The organism is Nocardia sp. NPDC051463 (assembly GCF_040681975.1).
Taxonomy (GTDB): domain Bacteria; phylum Actinomycetota; class Actinomycetes; order Mycobacteriales; family Mycobacteriaceae; genus Nocardia.
In genome coordinates this window covers 333681-351095 of record NZ_JBFBAB010000002.1, presented here as the reverse complement: position 1 = coordinate 351095, position 17415 = coordinate 333681, and the positions used below count along the sequence as shown (strand labels likewise).

General features: G+C 65.7%; 8 protein-coding genes. 1 reads left to right on the top strand and 7 read right to left on the bottom strand.

The window, feature by feature from the left end:
• Nucleotides 1–81: 81 nt before the first annotated feature.
• The 5 genes from eccCa to AB0M74_RS07200 form a co-directional block, all read right to left on the bottom strand.
• Nucleotides 82–4032: a type VII secretion protein EccCa gene (gene eccCa, locus AB0M74_RS07220; protein ID WP_364902633.1), complete on the bottom strand. Its 3951-nt coding sequence runs from the start codon at nucleotides 4030–4032 to the stop codon at nucleotides 82–84.
• A gap of 59 nt (nucleotides 4033–4091) precedes the next feature.
• Nucleotides 4092–5627, bottom strand: coding sequence for a type VII secretion protein EccB (gene eccB, locus AB0M74_RS07215; RefSeq protein WP_364902732.1), 1536 nt, complete (start codon nucleotides 5625–5627; stop codon nucleotides 4092–4094).
• A gap of 212 nt (nucleotides 5628–5839) precedes the next feature.
• Nucleotides 5840–7600, bottom strand: a complete 1761-nt coding sequence (gene eccA / locus AB0M74_RS07210; protein ID WP_364902630.1) for a type VII secretion AAA-ATPase EccA — start codon at nucleotides 7598–7600, stop codon at nucleotides 5840–5842.
• Nucleotides 7601–8419: 819 nt separating this feature from the next.
• Nucleotides 8420–10186, bottom strand: coding sequence for a hypothetical protein (locus AB0M74_RS07205; protein ID WP_364902627.1), 1767 nt, complete (start codon nucleotides 10184–10186; stop codon nucleotides 8420–8422).
• 27 nt (nucleotides 10187–10213) lie between these two features.
• Entirely contained in the window at nucleotides 10214–11173 is a 960-nt protein-coding gene (locus AB0M74_RS07200; protein ID WP_364902624.1) for a C40 family peptidase, read from the bottom strand.
• Between the two features lie 179 nt (nucleotides 11174–11352).
• Between AB0M74_RS07200 and AB0M74_RS07195 the strand changes: the two genes are divergently transcribed.
• Complete coding sequence (locus AB0M74_RS07195; RefSeq protein ID WP_364902621.1) at nucleotides 11353–12471, top strand: hypothetical protein; 1119 nt, start codon at nucleotides 11353–11355, stop codon at nucleotides 12469–12471.
• A gap of 252 nt (nucleotides 12472–12723) precedes the next feature.
• On the opposite strand, the gene AB0M74_RS07190 is transcribed toward AB0M74_RS07195, so the two are convergent.
• Together AB0M74_RS07190 and AB0M74_RS07185 are read right to left on the bottom strand one after the other, a co-directional pair.
• Complete coding sequence (locus AB0M74_RS07190; protein WP_364902618.1) at nucleotides 12724–14709, bottom strand: type VII secretion target; 1986 nt, start codon at nucleotides 14707–14709, stop codon at nucleotides 12724–12726.
• Nucleotides 14710–14860: 151 nt separating this feature from the next.
• Nucleotides 14861–17413: a hypothetical protein gene (locus AB0M74_RS07185; RefSeq protein ID WP_364902615.1), complete on the bottom strand. Its 2553-nt coding sequence runs from the start codon at nucleotides 17411–17413 to the stop codon at nucleotides 14861–14863.
• Nucleotides 17414–17415 lie beyond the last annotated feature (2 nt).

Sequence of the window (17415 nt, the reverse complement as noted above, 5' to 3'; positions counted from 1 at the left end):
ACTCTTATCGAGCGGTACAGAAAGAACGCTAAGCCATTCCCAATCTTGGGAACCTGACTCGGCGGTGACTCTGGCCACGGATCAATCCCGTGGCGGCGACCACGCAGACTGCACGAGTTCCTTCCTGGAATGCAGCGGTTCGACGAGAATGCCTCGGCCAACCGGCTGCTTCGTGGGCTTGACGTCACCGATGAGCATGCCGTCGAGCTTCGAACCGTCCATGATCAGGCCCGAGGAGTTCAAGTTCTTGATCTGACCGAGCACGCTGTCGTACATGGCGGTATCGGCCTGTGCGATATTGCGCGCGATGATGACGTGCAGACCGGTGTCCCGGCCGTCGACGATGATGTCCTTCAGCGGGTCCAGCGGATTGCGCGCACCACGTTGCGCGACCATGTGGTAGTCGTCGACAACGACGAAGATCTCCGGCCCTGACCACCAGGAACGATCCTTGAGCTGCTGCGAGGTGACGCCATCTGGTGGGCGGCGGCCACGCATCTTCTCCGCGAACGGTGGCAGGCCCTCGAGCACATCGCGCTCACTGGTCAGGTACCCGACCGACTGGTCATCAGGGATGGCGTCCAGATGATGCCGGCGATAGTCGACGAGCAGCACGCGCGCTTGGTCCCGGTCGAACTGTCGACGGATCGACTCCAGCAGCGCCGCGACCACTGTCGACTTACCGGACCCCGAAGACCCGAGCACGACCAGATGGCTCGAAACACCGAAATCGATGGTGGCGGGTCGCAGATCGGATTCCCGAACCCCGAACGGTACGACAAGGCGCTGCGCCAGCGTCATCGGCTCGGGAATGCCGGCGCGCACTTCGTCCAAAGTGACCTGGGCGGGCAACAACTTCACCACGGGCGCCCTGCGACCCCCATAGGACTGGGTCAACTGCTCGATCGTGGCAGCCATGCCCGCACCTACCGATTGCGCTTCACCCACTCCGTCGGCACGGGGCAACGCCGTCAACATGTGCAGGGCTTCGGCGGAAATGGAGCGTCCTGGTCGATCCGGTGGGATTGCGTTGACGACATGTCGATGCGCACCGAAGACAGTGTCGGTGAGATCGCCGAGCCGCATTTCCAGCCGCGTCTGCAGGAGGTCCTTGACGGCGGGCCGGATCGCCGCCCATCGCGAACTGCTGACCACCAAGTGGATGCCGTAGTTGAGGCCCTGCAGCGCAATCGATTCCATCAACGGGAGGTACTCGTCGAAGAACGGTCCACTGACAGCGAACCCGATGTCCCAGCCGTCGACGATGACAAAGACGTCACCGTGTTCATCGCCGCGGGCATTGAGTTCCGCCGACTCCCGAGGTGCCGAACGACGACGCCGGAACTCTCGCATGGAGTCGATGCCCAGGTCGCCGAACAGCGTTTGCCTGGTCGCGATGAGATTCGTGATCAGCGCGAACGTGCGCCGGATCCGATCGACCTCCCGGGAGGTGGCGACCGAACCGACGTGCGGGACATTTCGCAGCCCGGCAAGACCACCGGAGAAGTCGAGGCAGTAGAACTGGACCTGTTCCGGGGTGTGCGTCAGCGCGGCCGACATGACGAGGGTCTGCAGTGCGGTCGACTTGCCCGACTGCGGGCCGCCGACGACGGCCATATGACCGCCGGCACCGGACAGGTCCACTGTCCACACGTCCTGGCGCTGCTGGCGCGGCTTGTCCACAATCGCGAGCGGCAGCTGCAGCGATCCCGGCGTCACCGTGCGCAACAGTTGGTCCAATGTCGGCGGCACGGTCAGCGGCGGTAGCCACATCTTGTGCGCCGGTCGGCCATGGCCGGCGAACTGCTGCAGGACAGTCTCCATCACGGTCACCACATCGCCATCGGTTTCCACCTCTGGTGCGACCGCCTCGGGCTCAGCAGCAGGAACAGGCCGCACTTCGACGATATGCGCGGCGGTGAAACGCTGCGGCGGCCGATATCCGCCGCCGGCTCGCCGCACCCGCTGCGCGGTAGCCGTGGTGGCCTGCACCGGCGCCACGTAGGGCGAACCAACGTAGGCGGCCTGGAATCGTTGCAGGTCACCCGAACCGACACGCAGGTAGCCCGCACCGGGCTTCTTCGGAAGGTGATAGGCATCTGCTGTACCGATGGCATCACGCGAATCGCTGGTCTGATTGGTGCGCAGAGCAATTCGATAGGACAGGTGCGCTTCGAGCTCACCCATTCGGCTGGCGGGCACCTTCTGCGACGCCAGCAGCAGGTGAATACGCAGCGACCGCCCGAGCCGGCCGATGGCGACGAACAGCTTGGAGAAGCTCGGATGATGCTCGAGCAGTTCGGCGAACTCGTCGAGGATGATCAGCAGCGTGGGCATCGGCGCAAGATCCGCGCCTTGCTCACGGGCGCGCTCGTAGTCCGCGACGCTGGCGAAGTTACCACCATCGCGCAGAATCCTTTGCCGCCTGGCCATTTCGCCGTTGATCACGTCTTCCATACGGGTGACGAGATCGGCCTCTTCCTCCATATTGGTGACGACGGCCGTCACATGGTGCAGCCGGTCGAAACCGAGGAAGGTCGCGCCACCCTTGAAGTCGACGAGCAGCAGGTTCAACGCATCCGGCGAGTGCGTCGCTATTGCCGAGAGCACCAGCGTGCGAAGGAACTCCGACTTACCGGAGCCGGTAGCACCGATGCACATACCGTGCGGACCCATGCCGTCTTCGGCGGATTCCTTGATGTCGAGATAGACGACCCCGCCGGCAGGATCGTAGCCGAACGGAATATTCAAACGCGCCCGGTCGCTGTCGCGCCGCAGCGGCCATTGCCGTTCTATCCGGATCGCGCCCGGGTCGGTGACGTCGACCAGTTCCTCCCAGGAAGTACCGCCGCTGGCTTGCTCGGCGGCTACCGCCTCGACCACGGTGGAAAGCCGGAACGGAGACACGCTGCGTGCCAACGCCGTCATTGCCGGCGCCGACAACCCGTCCGCCTGTCCGACTCGCCGCAAGCCGCGCGGACCCACTTCGTGCAGTGTCCGGTCATCGTCGAGCGTGAACTTCAGCGCTCGCGGCAGGCTCTGCTCGGCAGGACCCAGCCGCAGCCAGGTGCAGCCGTCGATGCCGGAGATATCCCGGTCGCTCGCCGGTCCCGGCACATCGACGATCAGGAGATAATGTTTGCGATCGAGCGTGGGCTGCGAGTTCGCGGAGAAAGGTCCGCGATTGAGGCCCGCCAAGACCTTCGTCCGCAGTTCCGCCACGTTGTGATACACCATTCGACTCGACCCGATCGCGTCGGTCTCATCGGGATGCTGGGTGTGCGGCAGCCACTTGAGCCACGACCACTCCGGAGCGTCTGGTTCCGCCAAGGCCGCCGCGATCGCGACCTGGTCGGGGCCGTGCAGAACCACGACCTCGGCGATCATCGCCCGCACGAGATCGGCGACCCTCACCTGGTCACCATCGATACCGACCTGCGGCGCCGACAGCAAATTGATCGCGACCGGCATCCCGCCGACGGTGGAGTAGGCCTTGGCGAATCGGGTCACTTCGACGACGCCGACCGGATCCAGATCGGCGGTCGGTGCAGCCTCCGGCACGATCACCCGCACTTGGTTGGCGATCCGGCCACGACCCATGCGCACCCGTAGGAATTGTGGACTGGCGACCTGCACCTCCCACATCCGCTTCCCACCGACCAGCCGGGATATCTCGGCTGGACCGGGGTGGGTGTAGCGCAGGAATGCGTACAATTCCGCTTCCGCCTCATGCACGGTCTTGCGGTTGTCGGTGATGCTGCGCAGATAGTCCTTGCGTTCCTCATTCAGGCTGGCGGCTCCACCACCGCCACCAGCAGCCCCACCACCCATCATGCCGCCCATCGACACCAGCATCATGATGGGGAAGAGCATCGACATCGGCGACATGGCCGCGCCGCCACCGCCGCGGAACATCATGACCATCATTCCGCCCATCGCCGCCACCATGACGACCGGCATGATCAGTTTCATGCGTGACGCCGGCACCGGCTTGGGCAGCTCGGTCGGTGGCTGCAAGCGAAGCTCGGTCACCGCGGGTGCTTTGGGGCCACGCACCATGCGAGCAGGCCGGACAAATCGACGAGTGGTTGTCACGAAGGGCCGCCCATTCCTGCGACGATCTGGTTCGGTGTGATGCTGTCGTGTGCGAGTTTGGCGTTCTCTGGCGACAGCGTCGGCCCGACCGCGAACAGCGAGATAATCGGCCACGGTGCGGGAACCGGCGTCCGCAATGCCAGCGCGGTCAGCGTCGGATCGCGTCCGGTTCCCGCCTGTTGGGCGTCGACCCCATAGCGAACGCCGCTGTCAGAGATCCAGTACAGCGATTCACGCAGCGGTGATGCCGCCTCGGCGCCGGTCACCTGGACGAAACGGCCGGTATCGCGTGGCATATACGCCGCGTCCGCGGTTCGCCCTCCAGACGGGACCGCAGTCACCAGATCGACCGCTCGGCCCTGCTCTTCCTTGGTCAGCGGAAGCTGTCTGCCGACGAGCAGTTCGGTGGCGGCATTGGGGTCGGTGCCGGTGCGCGACCAATGCAGACACGTCACTTCCGACTTCAGGGGATCGACCAGGCGAATCGGACGCGATGGATAGGTCGCCGTTCCCGGCCACGAGCCAGGGCGCAGATTGGATGCGATCACATCCGGCCCAACCGTCCGAGTGGCGGGCGCGCCCTGCGAGTCGGCATTGCGGATCATCGCCGCCAAGACCGGAGTCACCCGAACAACGCCCGATTGCGAGACCAGGTAGTAGGACGCGCCCTGATCGGGGGCGGTCACGGTCAGCACGGAACCGACCGGTGTGGTGAATCCCGAAGTGAACGTCACGGGCTCTCCCGCACCGGGCACCTCCGGCACGCGAAGTGGCGGCATCTCCGGGATGGCGTTGATCAACCCCTTGGACACGGCCATCACGGGGGCGGTCGCGTCGATTCCCAATGCCAGCGCGACGGCCGTATGCCGCAGATCAATGGCCGCGCGTACGACGCCCTTCTCACTGTCGGTATACACCAGCCAGGTGGTCGTGTCGTCGCGCATCAGCCGGGCCTCACCGTCGGCCAGCTTGCGGTTGGCGTCACCATCGATGGTGAGCGGACCGCCGATGACGGTGGTGCGCACCGAGGATTCGCGCAGGGTCGGCAGGCCGGTCGCCCGGTCGATCGGCGCGGACGCACCGGTCTTCGCGGCATTGCACACCGTCCACGAAGAATCCCGTTCGTCGCTGTCGACAATGTTGCCCGGCGCGCCGGGAATGCCGACCAAGGGCCCGCGCGGATACTTCGCAAGCTCGTCGCGCGAGACCGGCACCGGTTTGTCCGCGGTTCCCACGATCAGCCGCGCCGAGGTCAAGTTCAACGCCGGATATAACTTGGGTCCGAGGTGCACGAACAGCGCGCCACTGTCCTTCTCGGACACGATCTTTGCTTCCGACACCTTTTTGGCAGGTTTGAAGAACGCCATGACCGCCGATCCCGCGATGACGACGCAGACGACGGCGATGCCGATCGACAACGCGGTGGACCGCCCGCGCTGTGGATCATCGAGCATCGAGGCGTCCCTGCGGACCAGGGCATGCTCGATTCGCCGTAACAGAAACCGCCAACCAGAAATCTGGTGTTTGGTCACAACCCGAAAGCGCGCCACCGGTTTTGGTTCCTTCCGCCGAACTGCGGCAAACGTTAGTCGCGGGCAGCCGCGGAACCGTCACGTGACTTCCCACAATTGGGAAATGGAAGGGTCGACAAAGCAACGGTCGGTCAGCTGCCCAGAAGACAAGACCGTGCGCCACCTTCGAAGGTGGCGCACGGCTACTCGATAGAGCTAGCTACGAATGCTCGTCACACCCGAGCGGCCGGCGCCAAACCTTCCAGCGCAGTACTGATGTCGAACGCATCGATCGTCATCAGTTCCTCGTCGGTCATCGAAACGACATCGACATTGTCCCTGGTGAAACGGTAGTCACGCTCGGCCTCGGCAGCTTCGACCACATTGCGAATGAAACGGCCGTTGCCGGCGAGATCGATCAGTCGCCTGCCGTTCTTGGTCTGATCCGCCAACTCCCCGCAGCGCAGCCGCAGCACCTCGCGGGCCTGTTCGGAGAGGATCGAATCTTTTTTCTGCGCAATGTGTTCGGCGATCTGCACGAGCTCGCGCGCGTCATAGCTCGCGAATCGGATCCGCTTGGTGAACCGGGAGGCGAGGCCGTCGTTGGAGGCCAGGAACCTGTCGATCTGATCCTCGTACCCGGCGATGATCACGACCAGCTTGTCGCGGTCGTTCTCCATTCGCGCCAGCAGTGTGTCGACAGCCTCTTTACCGAACGCGTCGCCACCGGAAAGTCCTTCTTGGATCAGCGTGTACGCCTCGTCGATGAACAGCACCCCACCCAACGCCGAGTCGATCAACGCGTTGGTCTTCGGTGCGGTGTGGCCGAGATGGGTGCCGACCATGTCGTTACGGGATACCTCGATCACGTCCGAGTTCTCGACGACGCCGAGCCCAGCGAAGATCTTCGCGATCACGCGGGCGATGGTGGTCTTGCCGGTGCCGGGAGGGCCGGAGAAGATCAGGTGCTGAGATTTGGAGTCGACGGCGAGTCCACGCTTAGCGCGCACCTGGTCCATCAGCACCCCGGACTTGAGCCGGTCGACCTGCTCCTTGACCGAGTCCATGCCGATCTGCGCCTGGAGCAGCTCGGACGCCTCCGTGAGCAGCGTGTCGCGCTCCTGCTTAGCCGCCGACGCCGCGACTTCGGCAGGATCATCGCCGGATGCCGGATCCCATATGTCGGTGCGCGAGGCGATAACCGCCGCGGAGGCGATTTCGAGCCGGTAGTTCTTGTCCTTGACCGCGCGCTGCCATTCCTCACGCTGCTGCCACAACCCGGAACCCTGCAGTCCCTTGAGGATCTTGTCCGCTGTTTCGTGATCGCCACTGTGCCGCAACAACATTCCGAGCAGGAAGTGCGCGTCCGCCCAGATGTAGGACAGACTTCCCGAGGAACTGTCCTCGACGATCCGCTGAGCCCGCGGCAGGGCCTCACCCATGCGCCCCAGGTGCGCGAGCGCCTGGGTGGACATCAGTTCGGCCGCGATGTCCAGCAGCCCGTCTTCGAGCGTCGGGCGCGCTTCCCTGGCGGCCAGTACATCCGTCCACCGCTTGGTTCGGTAGTACAGCGACATGCGAACGAAGTCGGAGACATCGTCGCTGGGCACCTCGTCGAGAATGACCGACGCTTCCTGCCATTCCCCGCTCTGCGCGTACGAGCACGCCTGTGCGATAGCGATCTGATCGCGATCGGCCATAGCGACTCGCAGGCCGTACATCCCGATCTCGACCTGGCACCACAGCGCGCGATCGACCAGACCGGCCCGCTGCTGATCGCGATAGAGGTTGTGCACCGAACGGTAGGCGCCGTAGATCACCTCCTCGGTGACCTCGCCCGCCATCGCGCGCCCCAACCAGGCATCGCACATATCGGGGTCGAGGTCGGTGGCCGCCCGGAACGCTGCGGACGCGTGCTGCTCGTTGCGAACACCGCCTGCGACCAACGCCAAACTTTGTACCCCTGTGTAGAACGCGTCCTCGGCCGCTGACAATTCGGGCTTCCTTCCGCCGATCTCGCCTCAGAGAAACGATAGTTACCGAGGGGCGGACCCCATGCATGCAATCTTCCCAACACTGGGAAGTCGTGTCGCGTCTCATTCGAGATTCTGCCGACTCGGCGGCGCATCGACTCCGATCCGACAAAAGCCCGCACAGAGACATACCGAGCGGAGAGATGTCGACGCGACCATCCACGCACCGCCCGGGTACCGGCCAGCTACATCGGCGACCATTCCGCGACCTGGAAGAGCGCGAGATGCTTTTACGGACACAATCTGGAAACCATCCGCCTCCAGCCAGACGGTGATCGCTGGAACACCACATCGGGATCCTGTCGGTCTCACAGCAGTCATGTCAGATTCCGCGCACCCTCGACGCTCAGCATTATCCGCACATTGACCAGCCTTGAACGTACCGTCACATGACGGTAAGGTCGATTTTCGGAGTCGCAGGCATCCCACTTCTGATGACCCCATCCGCGGCGGCTGGTGGCCGCAACCCGGCGACCAGCCGCCGCGCTGTATCCCATTCGATCTCGGCCGGAAATTTCTTGCCGCTGATTGAGTGCACACTATTGAACGTTCCGACAGATCCGAGTACAGTTAAGGGCGGATCGCGGTCCCTCATCCCGACGATCTGACCTCAAGAGCAGTGGCCGGTAGCGCCGGCACGCCGCCGGCCACTGCGAGGTGCATATCGGCGCTAGGGCCGACTCTCTCAGCGAAACGGCAGTGAATCCCCCTGTACCGTTCCCGCGATTTCCCCGCCACGCAAATTTCCACCACTGGGAACACTCCGCGTGGCTACCTCCACTAGACCCCTGGTCTGCGCAGGTCGGCAATATCAACTTCCGGTGCGGTGACAGTCGGCGCCGACACGCGCGGCGTAACCGGCGTATTGCCGGGAGTGGCGACCTTCTTGGGGTCTTCTCGGTCACGATCCTGTTGTGCGGCGTGCTCAGGGTGCGACTGAGGTGAGGGTTCCGAAACCTTCGGTGCGAAGACCGTTGCGGCGACGTCCGGGGTGCGCCCGACCTTCGACCACGGTGTTTCTCCGGGCTTGCGGTCCGCGGACGAGGCAGCCGCAGTCGGGCGGATGCGCTTGGGCCGCCGCGGTTTCGAGGACTTCGACGCCTTTGCCTTCGAGGGTTTGGCGCGCCCCCACGGCGTCGCCGCTCCCCCTGCCGCACCACGCCCCGCCGGAGGCGAGCTCGGTGCTCCGCCGACCGGTGCCGAGTCTGACGCCGCGTGCGGCTGGTCGGCCCCGTGTCCAGTCGACGGCGTATGCCCACCGAGCGCGGCACCCGACGAGTCGGCCACAACCGGCGTCTGCGCAGGCCCCGAGCTGTTCGTCGCGTGGTCCAGCTCGACCGCGGGCGCGCCCGCCCGACCGCCGGCCGCACCGGTATCGGCCAGGGCGCTCACGGCGGGGTTCGTGACATTGTTCCGACCACCGTCACCGCGCTCCGCATCGCCGACCGGCAGCGCATCCCCAGGCATTCCGCCGAGTCGGCTCGGCGCACTTGAAGCCTGCGCCGGTGCACCGCCGGATTGCGCCGCCTCCGGGGCCGGCTGCGCCGAGTCACCGGTGCGCGGTCCTTGGGCGCCGGTTGCGGAACGTTCATCGCTCGCGTCATTGACGTTCGGGGCAGGGCGGTCGGATGCCTGAAGGGCCTGAAGGGCTGTCGCCGCGGGGCGTGATTCGTATCCGTTGCCAGACTCGAACCCCTTGCGCGATTCGTACCCGGTACCAGATTCGTACCCAGTATTCGGCCTACTGAGGAGTCCGGTATCGGCCGGCCCGATCGATGTGGACGGGGTGACCCGGTGCTCCGGTGTTGTCGAATTCGGGGTTTGGTCGAATCGGGCCGGTGTGGTGAAGTCCAACGGCGCCACATTCGCGGCGAAGGTCGCGGCATGCTTCATGATGTCGTCGGCATGCTCGTCAAGGACCTTGGCGTAGCGCTGCACCTCATCGGGGTCGATACTCAGCGTTTCGGAAACGGCATCGGCGGGCACCCCGAGCAGGTTGCTCGCGGCGTCGTAGACAACGCCCTTGATCATGTCCTCGATGGTCTTCTCGAGCGGCTCGATCGCCTTGCCGATCACCTCGGCGACGATGTAACCCACCAGCATCTGCTGCATCTGCGAACAGATATTGCGCGCGGACATCCCGATCGGGGCGGCCATGGGTTGGAGTCCCGGTGTGAACATCACCGCGATGTACGATGCCGCCAACGCCGCAAGCTCGGCAAGCACTACCACCTTGACCACAGTGATCACCTCGGCCGCGATCTCCAGCGCCTTCGCGACGAAATGGCACGCACGATCGAGATCGGCCATATGAGTCGTGCTCATCCTGGCCCAAGTGGACACCAGTGCCGAGTAGGAGTATCCCGAGTACACCGAGCCCATGTCCTTGACCACACCACTCGCCGATTCGTGCGTGTCCTGGACGCTGGTGGCAAAGGTACGCACATGTTCCGCGAGGGCCTTGACATCGTCTTCATTGATGTCTGGATATGGAACACCGACCATATTGAGGAAGAAGACAACCTCACTCGGTATTTCTATCGCCACCCGGTCTTCCCCTCCACGACCGCTGGCTCAGAGCACTCGTACGACGATGGCATCATTGGACATGCGCGACCAGCTGACGGTCGCGCCCGTGTAGGGCGCCTCGATGACCATGCCATTGCCCGCGGCGAGTTGGACGTGCTCGGGTCCTCGGGAACTGAACGAACTGCCGGGGAACACCAGGTCACCGGGCCGGACGTCACGAGGATCGATCCGGACCCCGCTGTAGATCTGCTCGTAAGTGGTGCGCGGCAGCACCACCTCCCCGTGCGAGGCCTGCGCAATCGCATACTGGGTCAGGCCTGAGCAGTCGAAGCCGCCGCCGCTCGGACCGAGATTATTGCCGCCACCCCATACGTACGGGGTTCCGAGCCAGGCGCTCGCAGCGCTCACCGCGCTGCTGCCCTTTGTCCCATCGGACGGGATCATGCTGCGACGCTGCAGTCGCGAGCGGGAGGATGCCGACGATGCCGACCGTGTTCGACTCCGACGACGACGCCGCACCGGCGCCGAATGCCGGCCGACCCTGGGCTTCGCCGTCGCGGGGGGCATGATGTGCGCTGCCTTTTGGCGGGATTCGGCAACGTCGGCATCGACTCGTTTGGTGGCGTTGGCGATGGTGGTCTGTGCGGCATCCAGTAAGGCCGGACCACTGAATCGGGTATCCCCCACCGCGGCGATTGCGCGCACGCGCGCCTGAAATTCCGCGATCTGCTCGTTCAGACGGGCGCGCCCGGAGACGGTGCCGTCGCCGGACTCGGCGACGGTTTTGAACACGACGGTGTCTTTACCCGCATACGATTCGGCCAGCGACGTGTGCATACCGCGTGCGTCGGTATAGCCGGTCGCAATTGCTCCGTTATGAGAGCGCAATTCGGCAGCCAGTGCATTCACTGTCGCCGCTCGACCTGCTTCTGGTTGGCCTTCGCCGTAGAGCCCGAGTAGCGATTGCAGCACCCCATGCAGGTCGTCAGTCAGTGTCGGTGCCATTCGACCGACTCGCCATCGCGCATCACCGACCGCCTTTCACATCCTGCCCGGACACGGTTGCGCCGCCTCGCAGTGGCGCTTGTCGACCCCTGAGGTACTTACGTATTTCAACTATGCAGCACTCCCCACCGATGGGAAGCGATGACAATGAGGGGACTCCAGAGAGGCGGTGCCGGCGCATGGCGGTGAAGGCGGCGAAAACCGAAGCCGAAAAGGCGACTGCGGCACTCGTGTCCGAGCCGGTGTCGGCGGAGGCCGCAGCCAAGGCACGGCGGGCGGTAATCGCAAACAAGCCCCTGCCGAATACGGTCGGCAAAAACTATTGGCCGGTGAAGCTGACCAAGCCCCCTGGTGCGTCGGCCGGCCTCAAAGCCTTCATCACGATGTCCGAAGCCGCCATCCAATCCGCGGTCGACCTACTCGGTCGTGGCACCACCAAGCCGCCGCCGCAGGTGGACGATCTGCTGCGCCCCGTCGTCTATGAACACCTCGGCGAAAGCAAGTTGACCGACGGATATAAGGAAGCCCTCGACATGGTCGAGACGCGGAAGGCAGCCCTGCAGTCCTTCGACAAAGAGGTCCTCAAGACGGCCATTGTGGTGGCCGCCGATCAAGACAAGACACTGCGCGATATCCAAACCATCGTGACCGAGCTCGACGGCCACCTCAAGTCGCAGGGCAGCGCCACATTGAAAGCGCCCAAGGAATCGTCCCTGCTGAAAGAGGTCGCCGAGGCCGTCGACAAGGTGTACGACCTGGTGACCGAGGCCGCCAAGAGCAACGAGGAACACGCCAACGGCGACAAGAACGGGAACGGGAACGGCAAAGGGAACGGCAACGGGAACGGGAACGGGAACTCCGGGAACGGCAACGGGGGTGGGGGCGGCGGTTCCGGAGGCGGCGCGGGCGGGGGTCTGGCGGGCGCGCTTCAGTCACTCGCCCCGATGGCGATGATGCTCCCGATGGCTTTGATGCCGCTGGCGCAGGAAATGATGAAGACCGACGCGGAAAACAAGGAAAAACAGCGCGAGGACGAGGAGCAAAAGCGCGAGGACGAGAAAGCGGCGCAACCCGCCGCCGCGGCACCGGCGCCAGGTGCGGCACCGGCGCCGGGTGCGGAAGCCGCACCGCCTGGCGAAGCTGCGGCCGCGGCACCGGCGTTGCCCTCGATCCGGGTGCCTGCGGCAGCACGTCGCAAGGATTCGAGCCAGACACCACCGGGCTCCACCGAGCCTGCGAGCGCTGAGTCCGAGTCCGACTCCGACAGCCCGGAATCGGATCCCGCAGTCGAGGCGTAGACACAACAATGACAAATGCCGGTCGTCTATCGACGACCGGCATTTGTTGTCTCCGGAGGAAGTCGCAAAGTGCGGCCACTGACGAACCGACCGCTGCGCCCGTCGACCTCAGGTCGGCGGAACTGACGCAACGGGTGGCGGTGTGGCGGAAGCGGCTACCACCGCGGAAGCCTGCCGCGGACGCTCCCGCGGCAGGCTTCCGCTGACCAGCACTGTCCAGGTCAGTAGCACTCTGGTGAAGAACCCCTGGTTCTACCGGTCCGACGTCGCGCCGGGCGGGACAACCGGAGGCAGTGTCGTCGGGGCGACCACAGCGCCTGCGGGCGGCCCCGCGATATCCGGAGCTGTAACCCCTGGAGCAGCCGCCCCCGGAGCCGTCACGCCCGTAGCAGCAGGACGCTCGACCCGCTCGGGCGCTGCCGTCGCGACCGGGGCAGGAACTGGCACGAACGCCGGGTGTTCCAGGATCTGTTCGTGTGCGTATACGGCGTCGCGCAGGGTCTGCGTGGTCGATTCTTCCGCGAGCAGCAACACCAATTCGTTGCACCGACGCTCGAACACCATGGCACGCAGCGCCGAGACCTCGGCGTCCACACGTAGCTGTCCCAACTCCACCCGGCCGACATCGACTCGCCGCGACAGCATCGATGCCGCCATCAGGTCATCGGCATCACGCAATTCGTCCCAGACCTGCCGCGGCACCGGCCGACCCGACTGGACGTCGGCCAGGATCCGTTCGCGCAGCTGGCGAGATCCCGCGGCTTCGGCCGACAACGGCACGGACCGTCCTACCTGCGCGTGCGCGTCGGTCGCCAATTCCATGCTCTGCGCGCGCAGCTGCGAGTCGGGCACCGCCGCAACCTGATCCTGGGTCGCGGTCGAGCCCGTCAGACCGAGTCGGTCGGTGGTGTCCGGCGTGGACTCGCGAAGGTCGACGTCGTAGGCCGGACCGACGAGCCCTTCCATCGCGACATTGCTCAGACGGGAACTCAGACCGGGATCGATTGGCCCCGACGAGACAATCGCCGACAGCGTGGCGTTGGCCTTGGCACCCCAGGCAAGACCGAACTCCGCGAGCACGCGGGCCGGATCGGACACACCTTCCCACGGCGACGCGCTACCTTCGTCGTCACCACTGAGCAGTTCGTCCCACATCCACGGCGTGGACACCTCACGTGGCAAGAACAGCCGCGCAGGCAGCCATCCACGGCCTTCGTTCGAGGTGATGAACACGCCAGGTCCTGCCGGGCCGCGCAACACCGCTACCGCCCAGGCCATCCCGACCGGGGAGTCGACAGCCGCCAACACCCCGGCAAGCAAGGTCCTGGCGAGCACCAGGTCGCCGTTCACCGGATCGCCGACCACATAAGCCGGCTCGGCCGCCTTGTCCTTGGCCGCGGCGACCGCTGCCCCGAATGGCGTCTGGATCGGCACCGGCATGCCGTCCGCCGTGCCACTCGCGCCCGAAGGCGGCGCCGCCACGGCACGATCGTCCATGGGTGTGTAGAGCGGCGGCCCGGCAACAGGCGTGGCACCCGCACCGGACGGCGGAGCGGTCAGGCCACCGGCAGGCGGAGTCGCTGTTGCGCCCGTCCCGGTCGGCGCAGTGGACGAACCGGCGTGATCGGGAGTCGCCGCGGCCATCCCTGGAACGCCCGCGCCGCCTGGCGCTCCGGTACCCGGCGCTCCGGCATCCGGCGCTCCGGCACCCGTCCCTGCGGGACCCATGCCTCCGGGACCCGCCCCCGTGGACGTGGGCGCACTGGGTCCCTGTGCGGGCGGTGCATCCGGTCCCGCGCCGACCGGAGTGTTGGCCGCGGGGCCCGCCGGTGTCACCTCGGTCGGCGGCACCGGGGCGCTCGGGGCCGGCGAGTCACCGACCGCCGGAGGTTGCTGAGTCAGCTGTGAGGGTCCGGAACCGTCACCGGGCTCCAGGGTCCGCTTGATGCTCGATGCCATTTCCTGATCGTGCTGCTCATACGAGAGCGCTGACGCGACCAACGAATCGGCGGTGTGATCATGTTCCAGCGCCAGTGCTTCGCCTGCCCGCTGGCGGGCATCGTAGTAACGGACCAGGGCGTCATGGACCGGAGAAGCGATCTTGCCGTAGGTGGGCAGGAAGGAGGCCAGCCAGTCATAAGGCGGCTTGGCCCATTCGCGAGTGTCACGCGCAACCTGGCGGTGTTGTTCAGCCAGCTGACGCAGCACCGCCGGTTCGATCTCCATGCTGTTCGTCATGCGCGATCAGGCTCCTTTCCCACCAATGACCTCATCATTGTCAATTCTTCCCACGGCTGGGGATTTGCGATAACTCACTGTTTACCCGTGGTTAGATCGATTTAGTTGTGCCGCACCCTGTTTCGCCTGGTAGGCGGGAGCGAATTCCTCCTCATCGTCCCGGTCCTGCGGTGATGGTCGGACGCCTGACCACCGTGGTATCCGGTGCCGGGCCAGGAGATGTGGGCGCTCCGAAGAATGGATGCCCGACGATCTGCGCATGCGTGTACATCACATCGCGCAGCGATTGGCGCGTCGGAGGGTTCTCCAGCAGCAGCACGAGCTCATCGCATCGCCGCTCGAACATCATGCCGCGCAATATGGTCAGCCCCGATCGGTCCGCGGACTGTTCGGATCGCAACTCACCGAGCGCCACCGCCGACACATCCGCCCGATGCGCCAACATCGTCGCTGCGAGCAGATCATCGGCATCCCGCAGTTCGTCCCACCAGTCCGGTAACACCTGACGTCCCTGGCCGAGCGCAAGAAGGATGCGCTCGCGCAGTCCGGGCGCCCCGAATGCTTCCACCGACCCCAAGCCCGACTGACCGAGCCGAACATGCGCGTCCGTCGCAAGTTCCATACAACGTCTGCCGAATTCGGCCGCCGTTGTGGCGGCGGCCCGATCCAGGAGCGCGGGCGCCCCGACCAGGCCCAAACGATCGACGAGGCCGGCGCGTGGTGCACTCAGATCCATCGCCGACGAAGCACCGACTTCCCCTGCCGACGGCACGTCGCCCAATTGGCGACGCATGTTCACATCGATCGGCTCAGACGAGGCGAGCGCTGCCAGATTAGCGCCCGACTTGCGTCCCCAGGCCAAGGCGAATTCGGCGAGCACCCGTGCCGGGTCGGCCACGCCCTCCCAGCCGGATCCTTCGGCGACCTCCCACACCCAGGGCGTGGACACCCCCCGCGGCAGATACAGTCCCGCGGGAAGCCAGCCGCGACCTTCGTTCGACGTCACGAAAGCGCTGATGCCGCCGGAATGCCGCATCACCGAAACGGCCCACCCGATGCCGACCACCGATGCATCGACCGCCGCTAGCACGCCGCTCAGAATCGTGCGTGCCAGCACCAAGTCGCCATCTACCCGATCGCCGAGCACGAACGACGGCGCCGCCGCGAAGGTCATCGCGGCACCTACGGCATCGCGGACCAGTTCGTTGCTGCCGCCGGTGTCCGTGGGCTCGGCATCGGCACGCTGATCATCTCGGTTCGCCTCATCTCGGTTCGCCGGCTGCGATTTTGCCCCGGGCGCGGCGGTGCTGGGCGCGGGAGCGGATACGCCTGCTGAAACCTTCGGCACCACCGACGGCGCCTTCGATTCGGCTGCGGGAGTCGTCGGCCGAGCCGGAGACTGCGGTATGCCCGACCCTGACTGCGTGCCCTGGGCCGACGACCCGGATTGCGCGGCGGGTATGGACACCGACGACCCGGGTGACGCGCCCGGCGCGGTCACCAGGGGCAGCGCCATCGGCGGCGCCGAGTCCGCGTCGGCCATGGCCAGTCCGGCCGCGATCAACGCGTCCGTGGGGACCGCGCCCGCCTGCGGCCCGGTGGCCGACGCCCCGGCGGTCTCGTCACGTGTTCTGGATGCACCGGTAGCAAGCGGCGAACCCGGAGCGTCGGCATCGTCGGTGTCGTGCGCGGCCCCGGGAGATTCCGGACTCGCTTCCACCACGTGTGGGCGCGGCGATCCACTCCCCGCGGCGTCCGCGTGGCCATCGTGACCGACGACCGGCATGACCGGTGTGGTGGCTGTGGTGCTACCACTGGGCGATGTGGTGTGCGGCGTTGTGACATTCGAGGCCTGAAGCACAGGAGCACCCGCGGCCGGAGCATCGGCCGGGCGGTCCGCGGTATCGACGTCGGATATCGGACGATCCTGTGCCTGATGCTCGGGCAGTCCGACAATATCGTCGAGACGGGGTTTCGGCGCCATCGGGTCGAGCGGCCACGGCCTCGCCGGGCCGGGTCGCCGCGGTGCCGACGAATCATCGTCATCGTCATCGTGTTTGCCGGGGTGTTCGGTGGCCGGGCGGTGGCCGTGGCGGTCTGCTGGCCTACCTGGCCTACCTGACCTACCTGGCCCACCGGAACCGCCTTGTGGTTCTTTCTCCCACGGACCCGGCATGCCCAAAACGTCGGCGATGACGGCCAGGCTCGGCAAGCCTGACGGGCTGATCGAACCCAACGCCGTTCGCGCAACGTCCTCGACCTCTGCCTTTGCCGCGGCGATGATGCCGGGGATCCGCGCCCTGGCCGCCTCGGCCTCCTCTTTATCCTCGGTATTCTCCGCCGCGCGCGATGCCGACTCGGCTCGCGAGGTCGCCCGTTCCACAATGTCCAGGATCTGATTCCGCGTCCGGTACACCAGATCCGAGAAGTGCCCGAAGGTGTCGGCTGCCGCGTTCAGCGCGTCCGCGAAAGCCTGCGGATGCGCGCGCTGGCGGAGCATGTCGTCCTTGACCGCCTGCAAGCCGACACTCGACCGCACCCGGTCGTCGAAAGCGCGACGGTACTGATCTATCTCGAGCAGATCGATCGCGGCCGCACCTTCACGTGCCGTCGTTTCGAGCGCACTCCAGTCCGACGGGGGGATCTCCGGCCATTTGTTGCCGACAATGGCATTCCAGTATGGGCTGTTGCGCTCGGGCTCCATCA